This is a genomic window from Collinsella aerofaciens, from assembly GCF_015556945.1.
Taxonomy (GTDB): domain Bacteria; phylum Actinomycetota; class Coriobacteriia; order Coriobacteriales; family Coriobacteriaceae; genus Collinsella; species Collinsella aerofaciens_AO.
Window position 1 is genome coordinate 36,994 of the sequence record NZ_JADNNH010000010.1, and the last position, 13,069, is coordinate 50,062.

8 protein-coding genes are annotated in these 13,069 nt (G+C 62.1%); 6 read left to right on the forward strand and 2 right to left on the reverse strand.

Features of this window, described 5'->3' with window-relative positions:
* Positions 1–5: 5 nt before the first annotated feature.
* Together priA and gltX are read right to left on the reverse strand one after the other, a co-directional pair.
* A complete protein-coding gene (priA, locus tag I2F59_RS04325) occupies positions 6–2,432 on the reverse strand; it encodes a replication restart helicase PriA (RefSeq protein WP_229065335.1) in 2,427 nt (808 codons plus the stop codon).
* Between the two features lie 88 nt (positions 2,433–2,520).
* Complete coding sequence (gltX, locus tag I2F59_RS04330; RefSeq protein WP_195503366.1) at positions 2,521–3,996, reverse strand: glutamate--tRNA ligase; 1,476 nt, start codon at positions 3,994–3,996, stop codon at positions 2,521–2,523.
* Positions 3,997–4,272: 276 nt separating this feature from the next.
* Between gltX and metK the strand changes: the two genes are divergently transcribed.
* From metK to I2F59_RS04360, 6 genes are all read left to right on the forward strand, one after another.
* Positions 4,273–5,553, forward strand: a complete 1,281-nt coding sequence (metK, locus tag I2F59_RS04335) for a methionine adenosyltransferase (RefSeq protein WP_195503367.1) — start codon at positions 4,273–4,275, stop codon at positions 5,551–5,553.
* A gap of 312 nt (positions 5,554–5,865) precedes the next feature.
* Positions 5,866–7,473 carry an L-serine ammonia-lyase, iron-sulfur-dependent, subunit alpha gene (sdaAA, locus tag I2F59_RS04340; RefSeq protein WP_195503368.1) on the forward strand — a complete coding sequence of 536 codons (1,608 nt, stop codon included), beginning with the start codon at positions 5,866–5,868 and terminating at the stop codon, positions 7,471–7,473.
* Between the two features lie 149 nt (positions 7,474–7,622).
* Entirely contained in the window at positions 7,623–9,356 is a 1,734-nt protein-coding gene (locus I2F59_RS04345) for a L,D-transpeptidase (RefSeq protein WP_195503369.1), read from the forward strand.
* A gap of 132 nt (positions 9,357–9,488) precedes the next feature.
* Entirely contained in the window at positions 9,489–10,925 is a 1,437-nt protein-coding gene (locus tag I2F59_RS04350; protein WP_195503370.1) for an efflux RND transporter periplasmic adaptor subunit, read from the forward strand.
* Positions 10,925–11,698, forward strand: a complete 774-nt coding sequence (locus tag I2F59_RS04355) for an ABC transporter ATP-binding protein (protein WP_195503371.1) — start codon at positions 10,925–10,927, stop codon at positions 11,696–11,698. The genes I2F59_RS04350 and I2F59_RS04355 overlap by 1 nt, the downstream gene beginning before the upstream one ends.
* Positions 11,695–12,909 (forward strand): ABC transporter permease, encoded by a 1,215-nt coding sequence (locus tag I2F59_RS04360; RefSeq protein WP_195503372.1) that lies wholly within the window; start codon positions 11,695–11,697, stop codon positions 12,907–12,909. Before I2F59_RS04355 ends, I2F59_RS04360 begins: the two co-directional genes overlap by 4 nt.
* The last annotated feature ends 160 nt before the right edge of the window (positions 12,910–13,069 follow it).

Consider the following 13,069-nt stretch of genomic DNA (forward strand, 5'->3'; position numbering starts at 1 on the left):
GGTTGTTACATCAAATCATAGGCGTCGACGTCAACGCTCACGCTCACGGCGCGCACGGAGCCCACCTCTTTGAGGCAGGCGTCGATATCATCAGAGACATGGTACCCCACGGGCGACTTCACAAGCAGATGGAAGCGGTAACTGTCCTTGGCTCTCTCGATTACACACGAAGCCGGGCCCAGCACCTGCGGCACGGCACTCCCCGCCCGCAAAAAGTCGGGCGCGGCGGCATGCCAGCGGCGCTTAAGAAGCTTTGCGATACGTCCGATGTAGTTCTGCGCGTCGTCTCGGTTCGCCGACCACACCAAGATGTTGACCAGGCGAACAAACGGCGGGTACAGCGCGTCGCGGCGCTGATCCAGGTCGTAGTCGGTAAAGATCGAACGATCGTGCTCAGCGACGGCGCGAATGACCGGATCCTCGGGCAGGTAGGTCTGGATGATAACCTCGCCGGGGCGATCGCCGCGGCCGGCACGGCCTGCAACCTGCTCCAGCAGATCGTAGGCGCGCTCCCCCGCTCTAAAATCGGGCAGCTTTAGCGCAAAGTCGGCATTGACCACGCCCACCAGCGTGACCTCGGGAAAGTCAAGGCCCTTTGCAATCATCTGGGTGCCCAGCAGCACCGCGCAATCGGCGGCATCGAACTGCTCGAGCAGCTTTTTGTGCGCGTCCTTGCCGCGCGTGGAATCGGCATCCATGCGAATGATGGCGACGTCGTCGGGCAGCATCTGGTGCAGTGCGTCCTCGATCTGCTGAGTGCCCAGGCCCATTTTTGCCAGGTAGCGACTGCCACATTTGGGGCAACGGCTCGTGGCCGCCGGATAGGGCTGCACGCGCCAAGACGAACCGCATGTGTGACACTGCAGCGTGTGTGTGCGCTCGTGATACGTAAGCGCGGTGGAGCAGTGGTTGCAGGTGGGGACGCAGCCGCACTCGCGGCACATCAGGAACGGCGCAAAACCACGGCGGTTATGCAGCAGCACGGCCTTCTCGCGGCGCTCGACCACACGCTCAAGGCCTTCTATAAGCGGTTTTGAGAACATGGAGCGGCTACCGTGCGAGAACTCGCGACGCAGATCGGCAATGCGAACCGTGGGCAACACGGCGTGTCCCGGGCGCTCGGGCATCTCGACGCGCGTCCAGGTGGCACCGTTATACGTGCCACGGCGGCAGCGGTCGAGGGACTCGGCAGATGGCGTGGCGGAGCCCAACACGAGCGGGCAGCGGTAGCGCCGCGCCATCTCGGCTGCCACCTCGCGCACGTGGTAGCGCGGACTGGAGCCCTGCTTATAGCTAGTCTCGTGCTCCTCGTCGATGATGATGAGACCAAGGTCGCTGAGCGGGCAAAAGAGCGCCGAGCGGGCGCCGACGACCACGCGGGCCGCACCGCTGGCGACCATATCCCACTGGTCCAGGCGCTCGCCGGCCGAAAGGCGCGAATGGAACACGGCGACCGTCTCGCCAAAGCGCGAACGGAAGCGGCCGACGGTCTGGGCCGTCAGCGAGATCTCGGGCACCAGCACGCAAGCCGAACGGCCGGCCGCCAGCACGCGCTCGATGGCGGAGAGGTACACCTCGGTTTTGCCGGAGCCGGTGACGCCGTCGACCAGCACCACGTCGCCATGAGCGTCCAGACGGGCGCGCTCAATCTGCGCGAGTGCCTGCTTCTGGCCGTTGGTAAGGGAGACCGGCGCCTTGCCGCTTGCCGAGGACAGCGTGGTCTGCTCGCTGCAGCCACGCCACGCACGACGCTCCTCCACCACGACGACGCCGCGTTTTTCGAGCGCCTTGATGGTCGCCGACATGCTGTTATAGAGAAGGTTGAGGTCGCGCGTCGTGACCGGGCCGCACTGGAGCGCCTCGATGAGCTGACGCTGGCGGACCGCGGTCTTGGGCGGCGTATAGTCGAAGCCCTCGGGCGTGAGCATGACCCAGCGGTTTTGGATGGGTTTGACGGCGGGGCGCTCAACGGCCCACACGCCGTCGTCACCTTTGACCACGCGCGGGCTTCCACCCGGGGGCAAGAACAAACGCAGGCACTCGGAAAGCGTTGCGACGTACTCGCGGCTCATCCAGCGTGCGATACGGGCAGCCTCGGCGGTAAAGAGCGGTTTGCTGAGGATAGCCTTGATGGCTTTAATGTGGGCTGGGTCGAGGGCGTTGATGCCTTGCAGGTCACCCAGCTCAGGCGCAATGTCGACGATATAGCCCGCGGCGGCACGGTTACCAAAGTGGACCAGGACCGTGGATCCGATTTGCGCCTCGTTGGCAAGGGACCGGGGAATGCCATAAGCAAACGGCTCGGACAGCGCACGGGTGGGAATGTCGAGGACTACGCTCGCATAGGCGGCGACGGGTTCAGGCGCGAACTCAGGCTTGGCCGGAGTCTCCTCCGGTTCCGGCGAACCAAACAGCGACAGTTGCTCGACCATGGCCCCTATACCTCCCATCCCATGCGTCTTCAGAAACAAGAGCCCCGCTCGGGTGAACGGGGCTCGGATACATGCGTTTACGCGGCTGCTACAGCGCCATCGTGCGGGCGCGGTCGATACGCGCCAGGCAGTCGTCGCGGCCGACGAGCGCCATGGTCTCGCCCAGCGGGGGGCTCACCATGTTGCCGCAGACGGCGACGCGCACGGCCTGGAACACCACGCGCTTCTTAAGGTCCATCTGCTCGGGCAGCGGCTCAAGCGCGGCGTCGATGTTGGCAGCCGTCCACTCGTTCACGCCCTCGAGAGCGGCCTTGGCGGCATCCAGAATGGCACCCATGCCCTCCTTGGCCAGGCCCTTGTTGACGGACTTCTCGTCATACTCGAGCGTCTCGGCCGTAGCGAAGATGGGAGCGGCGACGGTCACGGCGTCGGCCGGCATCTTGGTGCGCGGCTTGACGATGGCGGCAAGCGCGTCGATCCAATCCTCGCCGTACTCGACATTGCCCTCGATGAGACCCGCCTCGTGCAGATCGGGGACCATGATCTCGTCGGCAAACTGAGCATCGGACATGCCGTTGATGTACTCGGCATTGACCCAATCGAGCTTCTTGGGGTCGAAGGTCGCCGGGTTCTTAGAGATGCGGTCGAGCGAGAACTTGCTGGCCAGGACATCGCGCGGGATGATCGTGGTCTCACCGTCGAGCGACCAGCCGAGCAGCGCCAGGTAGTTAACGAAGGCGTCGGACAGGTAGCCGGCGTCGCGGTACTCCTCCACCGAGGTGGCGCCGTGGCGCTTGGAGAGCTTCTTGCCGTCGGCACCCAAGATCATGGAGATGTGGGCGAACGTAGGCACGGGCGCGCCGAGGGCCTCGTAGACCATGACCTGACGCGGGGTGTTGGACAGGTGGTCGTCGCCGCGGATGACGTGGGTGATCTTCATCATGGCGTCGTCGACGACGGTCGCGAAGTTGTACGTGGGCGTGCCATCGGAGCGGAAGATGACAAAGTCGTCGAGCTCCTTGGCGTCGAAGGTCACCTCGCCGTGGACGGCGTCGTGGATGACGACGTCGCCGCGGTCCTCGGGCACCTTAATACGCAGGACGTAGGACTCGCCGGCCTCGATGCGGCGGCGGGCCTCCTCGGGATCAAGATCGCGGCAACGGCGCTGATAGCCCTGGAAGGGGTCCTTGCGCTCCTGCGCGGCCTTGCGGTCGGCGTCGAGCTGCTCCTTGGTGCAGAAGCAGGGATAGGCCTTGCCCTCGTCCCAAAGCTTCTGGGCGGCCTGCTTGTACAGGTCCAGGCGCTCGGTCTGGGCGTAGGGGCCAAAGTCGCCGCCCACCTCGGGACCCTCGTCCCAGTCCAGGCCCAGCCAACGCATGGCGCGCAGGATAATCTGCGTGTTCTCGTCGGTGGAGCGGGTGGGGTCGGTGTCGTCGATGCGCAGGATGAACGTGCCGCCGTTTGCGCGGGCGAAAGCCCAGTTATAGATAGCGGTGCGGGCGCCGCCGATGTGCAGCTTGCCCGTCGGTGAGGGTGCAAAGCGGACGCGAACGTCTGATGCCATGGAAATCTCCTCGATTGCAGGATGGATGTCTAACCGCATCAGTATAAAGCATCAAAGCAACCTCCGCACAAAGGGCACCGACCCAATCATTGGGGACAGACTTAAATGACCAGTCGTTGGAGACGTTCTTAGTTTAAGGCTGGTCATTTAAGTCTGTCCCCAATGAGTAGGTGCGGAAAGGGTGTGAATGTTTGATTTACGCGTTATGATGTGCCCTTGCATAGAGAGCCCGGCGGAATGGTAACGGTCGCGGGACACGTTTTTGAAAGGACAATCATGTCAGAAGAACTTCGTTCCATCCCACCCCAACACGGGTCCTTTGTTTTTACGTCGGAGTCGGTGACCGAAGGTCATCCCGATAAGATCGCTGACCAGATCAGCGATGCCGTCCTCGACGCAATCCTCGCCAAAGAAATAGAGCTGCAGGAGCAGGGCTACATCGCCCCCAACGGCGTGCCCGCCAACGTGGAGAACGTCCGCTGCGCCTGCGAGACCCTCGTGACCACCGGCACCGTTATCGTCGCCGGCGAGATTCGCACCCAGGCCTACGTCGACGTTCAGGAAATCGCCCGCGGCGTTATCCGCCGCATTGGCTACAACCGTGCCAAATTCGGTTTTGACTGCGATACCTGCGGCGTTATGAGCCTCATCCATGAGCAGTCACCCGATATCGCTCAGGGCGTTGACGAGTCCTTCGAGACCCAGACCGGCGCTACCACCGACCCGATCGACCTGATCGGTGCCGGCGACCAGGGCATGATGTTCGGTTACGCCTCCAACGAGACCAAGACCCTCATGCCCATGCCTCACTACCTGGCAAGCCGCCTGGCCGAGCGCCTGGCTGCCGTGCGTCACGACGGTACCCTCGCCTATCTGCGTCCCGATGGCAAGACCCAGGTCACCGTGCGCTACGAGGACGGCAAGCCCGTCGAGGTCACGACCATCGTCATCTCCACGCAGCACGCCGCCGAGATCGAGGACATGGGCAAGATCAAGGCCGACCTAATCGAGCACGTCATCACCCCGGTCATGGCCGCCGAGAACATGCCGTGGGACAACGCCGACATCTACGTGAACCCCACCGGTCGCTTTGTCGTGGGCGGACCTATGGGTGACACGGGACTGACTGGCCGTAAGATCATCGTCGACACCTACGGCGGCTATGGCCGTCACGGCGGCGGTGCCTTTAGCGGCAAGGACTGCACCAAGGTCGACCGCTCCGCCGCGTATGCCGCGCGCTGGGTAGCCAAGAACGTGGTCGCCGCCGGTCTGGCCGACCGCTGCGAAGTCGAGCTTGCCTACGCCATCGGCGTTTCCAAGCCCCTCTCAATCATGGTCGACACCTTCGGCACCGCACATGTTGCCGAGGACAAGATCGTCGAGGCCGTAGAGAAGACCTTCGACCTGCGCCCGGGCGCAATCATCCGCGACCTAGACCTGCGTCGCCCCATCTACGAGAAAACAGCAGCCTACGGTCACTTCGGCCGCGAAAACGCCGACTTCACCTGGGAGAAGACCGACCGAGTCGAAGAACTCAAAGCAGCCTGCGGCCTGTAAGCACGCGGCTAAAGCTACAGCCAAATAGAAACGCACCAAAAAGAGGTACCGAAACAACCGGTACCTCTTTTTTATTTAATCGGTGGTGAAGATGAGTCGACATGGAGCACAGAATAGGTCTCCAGCTGATGGATTTTGCAGCATGAGCGCCTCTACCATGTATCCTAAGTTCCGAGGGCTTTGGTATTTGGTCGATCGCGAGTTCCGCACGAGCCGGAGGCCACTTAATGTGGCCTCCGTGCGAGCCAGGACTGTAGAGCAGGCGACCAAATACCAAAGCCCTCGGAACGACGGGATAGAGAAGGAGCACCCATGGCAGGCAAGCCGCAAACACTAGCTACGACCTCGGCATTCGAGATCTTGGGCCCCGTCATGGTCGGCCCCAGCTCATCGCACACCGCCGGCGCCCTACGCTGCGCCCAAGTTGCCGCCAGCCTGCTGGAAGGCCGCATCACCAAAGTCACCTTTGGCCTATGGAACTCCTTCGCCCACACCTACCGCGGCCACGGCACCGACCGTGCGCTCGTCGCGGGCATCCTGGGCCTCGACACCGATGACGAGAACATCAAGCAGGCCTTCGACCTCGCTCGCGAGCAGGGCCTCGAATATCACTTTGACATCAAGGGCGACGACGCCTCCATCCACCCCAACACCGTCGACATCGATATGGTCGACGACACGGGCGCCACGGCGCAGGTCCGCGGCGAGAGCCTGGGCGGCGGCAAGATGCGCATCAGCCGCATTAACGGCGTCGGCGTCGACATCTCGGGCATGTATTCCACGCTCTTCGTGGCGCACAAGGACGTTCCCGGCGTGCTCGCCGCGCTCACGAACCTGCTCGCCTACGCCCACGTGAACATCGCCTTCTGCCGCACCTACCGAACCGAAGTGGGCGGCCAGGCCTACTCCGTCTTTGAGACCGACGGTGCGCCCGACGACACCGTCGTCCCCATGTTACGCAAGCTCGACAATGTCGATTACGCGACCTTTATCGAGCTCCCCGGTTCTGCCTCGTCGCTCTCCCCCGGCGTCTCGGCCAAGGAGATCTTCGACGACGGCGAGCAGCTGCTCGATGCGTGCGAGGAACTGGGGCTCAGCATCGGCGCCGTCATGGCCGTGCGTGAGGCGCGCCTGACCGGCGAAGCCCACGCCGTCGACGCCATGCGTCGCGTGCTCGACGTCATGCGGGAGGAGACCACGGCCCCCATCGCCAATCCGCAGCGATCGCTCGGCGGGCTTATCGGCGGCGAGGCCAAACTCGTCGATGCCACCGGCCGCAACGATTTGAGCACGAGCCTGATGGGCGCCGTCCAGACCGACGCCGTAGCCCGCGCCATGGCCGTGCTCGAGCGCTCGGCCACGATGGGCGTAATCGTCGCAGCTCCGACGGCAGGATCCGCGGGTGTTGTGCCCGGCTGCGTGCTGGCGCTCGCCGATCGCCTGCAGCTCGACGACGAGCAGGTCATGGACGCGCTCTACTGCGCAGCCGCCATCGGCCTCAACCTCACCACAAGCGCCTGCGTCGCCGGCGCTGAGGGCGGCTGTCAGGCCGAGGTGGGAAGCGCCGCCGCCATGGCGGCCGCCGCGCTGGTGCAGATGCTCGGCGGCACGCCCGAGCAGGCGCTCGACGCCAGTTCCATCGCGCTGAGTAACCTGCTGGGCCTCGTTTGTGACCCCGTCGGTGGCCTCGTGGAGGTGCCCTGCCAAAACCGCAACGCCATCGGCGTGGCAGCGGCCTTTAGCTCGGCACAACTCGCCCTCGCAGGCATTAAGAGCTTGGTGCCGTTTGACCAGATGGCACATGTCATGCTCTCGGTGGGCCACGCGTTGCCAGCCACGCTGCGCGAGACGGCAAAGGGCGGCATCGCGCAGGCTCCGGCCGCACTTTCGGCCTGTGCAAAATGCGGCGTGTGCGGATAGCGACAAAGAACGACTCAAAGGTGGGACAAATGTCCCACCTCTTTTGAATGCCACCGTTTCCGTACCACAAACAGCAGGGCAATCGCTATAATGCAAGCCCAGTAAAAACACGATGAACCGCAAGGCGAAAATCGAAGGATATGCATACGATGTCGCAAAACGATCGAACTCAACTGATTCCCGATCCGCAGCAGCCGAGCAGGCACGCCGGCGGCGTTCAGTCGCCGCGTCCTATCGCGCCGAGCCACGGTCAGCAGCGTGGTGCGGCAAACGCTTCTCAACGCCCGAACCAACAGCGACAGCAGCGTCAACAACGTCAGCAGCACCAGGCAAACGGCAATGCGCCCAAGCAGCCCCCCACGCACGCTCGAGGCGATCGCGGCCCCGCGCGCAAGTCCGCCGGCAACAATAAGTCGGGCAAAAAGACGACGCTCTTTGTCGTCCTGGGTCTAATCGTCATTGTCTATATCGAAGGCGTCGTAGCATTTTCGCAGGTAGCCTACCCCAACACCACCATCGCCGGCGTCGACGTCTCGTTCTCCAACGCTTCGTCTGCCGCCACCAAGGTCAACTCGGCATGGAAGCACTATAAGCTCACCGTGACAGGCGATGACTTTAACTGGACCTATCAGCCCGAGTCCGATGAGCCCATCGTCGACGGTGAAGCTGCCGCAAAAGAGATTATCAGCCACAACGAAGCCTTTGTATGGCCGGTCCGCCTTGTGGAATCCTTAAGCGGCAAGACCAAAACAACCGCTACCTCCAACGAAGTCGATCTTGATCAAGACGTCGACCTGTCCATGCTCTCCGACACCTTTGACCAAAAGAAGTTTGAGAAGGATCTGGGCGCCGCCATCGACGAGTTTAACGAGGGCCGTTCGGGCACGTTCGAGGCAAATAGCTCCTATGACGAGCAGGCCGGCAAGTTTACCGTCGAGAAGGCGCGCTCCAACGAAAAACTCAACCGCGAGCATGTCATTAAATATGCCGAGCTCGAGCTTGCCTCGCTGGCCGAGACCGTAGATCTTTCCAAGCTCGGCAACGATGCCTATGAGCCGCTCAATGGAACGCTGACCGATGATCAGATTCAGGCCGCATGCGATGCCGCCAACAACTTCCTGGGCGTCAACGTGACCCTCCTGCTCAACGGCGAGGATGCTGGCAAGGTTGATGGCAGCTCCGTATTGCAGTGGATCAGCTTTGCCGATCCGGCCAACCCAACGCTCGATACGACGCAGATCAGCAGCTGGGCAGCCGAGCTCGCTAACGGCTTTAATACCGTGGGCTCCACTCGCTGGTGGACGCGCGCCGATAGCAAGCAGTGCGCCGTCGAAGGCGGTGACTTTGGTTGGTCCATCGACAGCAGCTCGCTCGCCAAGCAGGTCGAGGACGCCATTAACAACAAGCAGACTGGCGAAATCGAGATCAAGTACTCCCAGAAGGCCGACACCTTTACCGCAAAGGGAGAGCCCGACTGGAAGGCGTATATCGACGTCGACTTGTCCGAACAGCACGCGCGCTACTATGACGAGAGCGGAAATATCGTTTGGGAGGCCAACTTTATCTCGGGCAAGCCGGGCGAGGACGCCACGCCCGAGGGCGTCTGGCAGATCAACAGCAACGACGGCGGCAGCACCCTGATCGGAGCCAAGGACCCCGAGACCGGCAAGCCCAAATACGAGAGTCCGGTGAGCTACTGGATGCCGTTTGAGGGCAACATGATCGGCTTCCATGATGCCACCTGGCAAAACGACAAGAGCTTCGATAACGCCGAGTCGTACAAATGGTGCGGCAGCCACGGCTGCATCAACCTGCGCCTGGCAGACGCCAAGGCACTTCACGACTGCATCAAAGTCGGCCTGTGTGTGGTTGTCCACTCGTAGTGCAACGCGCACATTCATACAACGTGGAACCGCTGCGACCAATCTAACAGTTCCGAAAGAAACCGTCTTATGCGCCCGCCTCAACCGGTGGGCGCATATACTTATCGAGGTACTTTCTATAAAGGAGACGCTATGCCGAATGTCCCCACGACCACCCCGGGCCCGGATGATACCGAGCACACGCTCGAAGATGTCACCGAAACGATTCCTCTGATTACAAACGTACATGCCGACAAGCAGAACGGACGCACGAACGATGCGGCCGAGATTTCCGATGAAGAGGCATATGCCAAGCTCAAGGCAAAACGTGCCGAGCGCCGACGCAAAAAGCTGATTCGCCGCGGTATTGCCGTCGGCGTCGTGGGCGCCATCGCGCTCATCGCCATTGTCGCAACCCTGGTTATCAATGCGCAGCCACAGGGCGCTAGCGGGCCGGTGACCGACATGGTGACCGAGGGCACGTTTACCACAACGGTCGAGGCGAGAGGCCAGCTCAAACCCATTTCGTCCTCAGTGGTCTCCCCTTCTGTCGACGGTACGGTCGATTCGATCAACGTGCAGGCAGGCCAATCCGTCAACGAGGGCGACGTGCTTATGACTATTAAAAACGACGAGCTCGATCGCAACGTTGCCGAGGCGCAGCGTGCAGTTGCAGCCGCTCAGGAAGACCTCTCCAACGCGCAGAAAGCCGCAGCTGCTGCGCAGGCCACCCCAACGACGGACGTCGAGGGAGCTTCCGCAGCGGCTGGCGTCTCCGCCGCATCAGTGGACACGAACGCCGTATCGGCCGCGCAGCGCAGCCTCGCATCAGCCCAGGCAAACCTCGACCAGGCGAACGCCAAGGCCTCCAGTCGCACGGTCACGGCCCCGAGCTCGGGTAGCATCGTGGAGCTCAATGCCAAAGTGGGCGCCACGGTTACAGGCGGCATGATCATGGGCGAAAGCGATACGAGCGGCGGCAAGCAGTGCATGCAGATCGCCGACCTATCTAAGATGAAGGTGACCGTGCAGGTGGGCGAAAAGGACATCGCCAAGATCGCCGTTGGGCAGAGCGCCAACGTCACGTATCCCGCGTTTCCCGATATCGTGAGCCAGGGCACCGTCACGGCTATCGCGTCGGTGGCAAACTCCGACGCCGCCAACGGTGGCGGCGGCAGCGTGACCTTTAACGTCGACATTCTCATCGAGGCGCCCGACGCGCGCCTGAAGCCGGGCATGACGGCCGAGGTCTCGGTGGTGACCGAGCAGCTCGACGACGTGGTGATGGTGCCGACGATGGCGCTCATGACCGAAGACGGCGAACACTATTACGTCAACGTCGCAACCGATGACGAGGGCAAGCAAACCCATCGCGTGAAGGTGACCGTCGTGACGCAAAACGACAACGAAGCCGTAGTCGGCAAGACACAGGTTAAGCGCGACGACCAGGGCAACGAGATCAACCCCAACGTTCCGGTTACCAAGCTGCGCGATGGCGACACCCTCGTCATGGACACCGGAGCGGACGCAACGGCTGACGGCGGCTACGGTGCGGATTCGGGCAGTATGTCTGCCGACGAGGGCATGTAATGCGTCCCGTTATCGACATCCGCAACGTGCACCGCATCTTTGAGAGCGAGGCGGGGTGCGCCCACATCCTGCACAACGTGAGCCTGGCGGTAAATCCCGGCGAATTCGTCGCTATCACCGGCCCCTCGGGCTCGGGCAAGTCGACGCTCATGAACATCCTAGGCTGTCTGGATAAGCCGACGGCGGGCGACTACTACCTGCAAGGGCTCAACGTGGCCGAGCTCGATGATGAGGAGCTCACCGAAGTTCGTGCCCTGAGCATTGGCTTTGTCTTTCAGAGCTTCAACCTGCTGCCGCGCCTGTCGGTTATCGAAAATGTGATGCTGCCGCTGGCCTACACCAATGTGCCCCGTAGCCAGCGCGAAATGCGCGCCGTGCACGCGCTGCAGGCTGTCACGCTGCCCGTCGTCCACTGGGACCACCGCATATCCGAGCTCTCGGGCGGCCAGATGCAGCGCGTCGCAATCGCGCGCGCCCTCGTCAATGACCCGCCCATCATTCTGGCCGACGAGCCGACGGGAAACCTGGACTCCGCTACCGGAGCGCTTGTGATGGAAACCTTCCATAAGCTCCAGAAGCGCGGCAAAACCATCGTGCTTATCACACACGACCCCGGCATCGCCGCCGAGGCCGACCGTGCCGTGACCATCCGCGACGGTCGCATTCACGATGGCGCGTATATTCCACATGCACCGCGGACCCTGCGCAGCGCCGTAGATAGCCTGCCCATGATTTCCGCCTCCGCCAACCCGCCGAAAGGAGTGGTGGCATGAGCGCCCGCGATCTCATCCAGGAAGCCCTTCACTCGCTCGAGGCCAACAAGGGGCGCAGCCTGCTCACCATTCTGGGCATTGTCATCGGCATCGCCTCGGTTATCGCCATGACTTCGCTCATCGGCGGCATCCAAAACAGCCTAGTCAACAGTCTGGGCCTCAATGCGGCACGCATGGTGCAAATCTATTCGTCGCAAGAACTCACAGAGTCGGACATCGAGAAGCTTCAAAAACTGGTGCCGCAGATAGAGCAGATCGGCATTGTCGACAGCGCGTATACCGAGTACAAGACCGGCGATAAAAGCTATACCGTCATGGCACAGGGTGTCGATAGCGACATGCTCGACGCCGTGGGGGCCGGAAAGCTCGTTGCGGGGCGTACCTATTCCCAGGCCGAGTCTCAATCAGGCTCGCGCGTGGCGCTCATCAGCCGCGGCGGCGCCGATCAGCTTTACGGCAACGAACAGGATTCGCTGGGGAAAACCATCAAGGTGTCCAACGGCGAGGTGCAGATTGTAGGCGTGATTGATGGCGGCAGCGACTCCATGGGCTCGCTCACGCTGTATATGCCACGCGAAACCATCTCCGGGCTGTTTGGCGACGAGAATCCTTCATTCCCCAGCGTGACGGCACTTGCCGCCGAGGGCACGGACATGGATGAGCTTTGTAAGACCATCGAGTCCAAGGTGCGTGCGATGAAGGGCATCGCGGAGGATGATGAGTACGACAGTGTATCGGCGACATCCATGAAAAGCGCCATCGATGCACTCAACTCCTTTATGGGCGCATTCTCGCTCATCATGGGTGCTGTCGCCAGCATCTCGCTGCTTGTCGGCGGCATCGGCATTATGAACATGATGCTCACCAACGTAACGGAGCGCATCCGCGAGATCGGCATCCGCCGCGCTCTAGGCGCCAGTCGTCGCGATATCACCGCGCAGTTTTTGGCCGAGTCCTCGGCGCTGTGCGTCACTGGCGGCATTCTGGGCGTCGTGATTGGCTATCTGCTGGCCTGGGGGCTCACGTTCTTTGCCGCAAGCTCGGGCATCATGAGCGAGTTTGGAGCCACCGGGACGATCACGCCAAGCTTCTCCATTACGACCGTGTTGATCGCGTTTGCCGTATCGGTCGGCATCGGCGTAATCTTTGGCTTCTACCCCGCTCGCCGCGCGGCAAAGCTCGACCCGGTGGAGTGCCTACGCTACCAGTAAGCCACCACCAACAAGTTGCGGTGAATTATGGACTGAATATGCTGTCTAGCAGCAAAAACAGACACTATTTCACCACAACTTATTGAAGGGCTGCTTGCGCCAGTTCCGGGCGTCGTCCTCGAGCTTTTGGCAGATGACGGGCTTGTACGGGTCGAGCTTG

What these genes read in the sequence shown, in the direction of transcription:
- priA (WP_229065335.1), bottom strand. Translation starts at nt 2,432, where the DNA reads ATGGTCGAGCAACTGTCGCTGTTTGGTTCGCCGGAACCGGAGGAGACT.
- gltX (WP_195503366.1), bottom strand. Translation starts at nt 3,996, where the DNA reads ATGGCATCAGACGTTCGCGTCCGCTTTGCACCCTCACCGACGGGCAAG.
- metK (WP_195503367.1), top strand. Translation starts at nt 4,273, where the DNA reads ATGTCAGAAGAACTTCGTTCCATCCCACCCCAACACGGGTCCTTTGTT.
- sdaAA (WP_195503368.1), top strand. Translation starts at nt 5,866, where the DNA reads ATGGCAGGCAAGCCGCAAACACTAGCTACGACCTCGGCATTCGAGATC.
- I2F59_RS04345 (WP_195503369.1), top strand. Translation starts at nt 7,623, where the DNA reads ATGTCGCAAAACGATCGAACTCAACTGATTCCCGATCCGCAGCAGCCG.
- I2F59_RS04350 (WP_195503370.1), top strand. Translation starts at nt 9,489, where the DNA reads ATGCCGAATGTCCCCACGACCACCCCGGGCCCGGATGATACCGAGCAC.
- I2F59_RS04355 (WP_195503371.1), top strand. Translation starts at nt 10,925, where the DNA reads ATGCGTCCCGTTATCGACATCCGCAACGTGCACCGCATCTTTGAGAGC.
- I2F59_RS04360 (WP_195503372.1), top strand. Translation starts at nt 11,695, where the DNA reads ATGAGCGCCCGCGATCTCATCCAGGAAGCCCTTCACTCGCTCGAGGCC.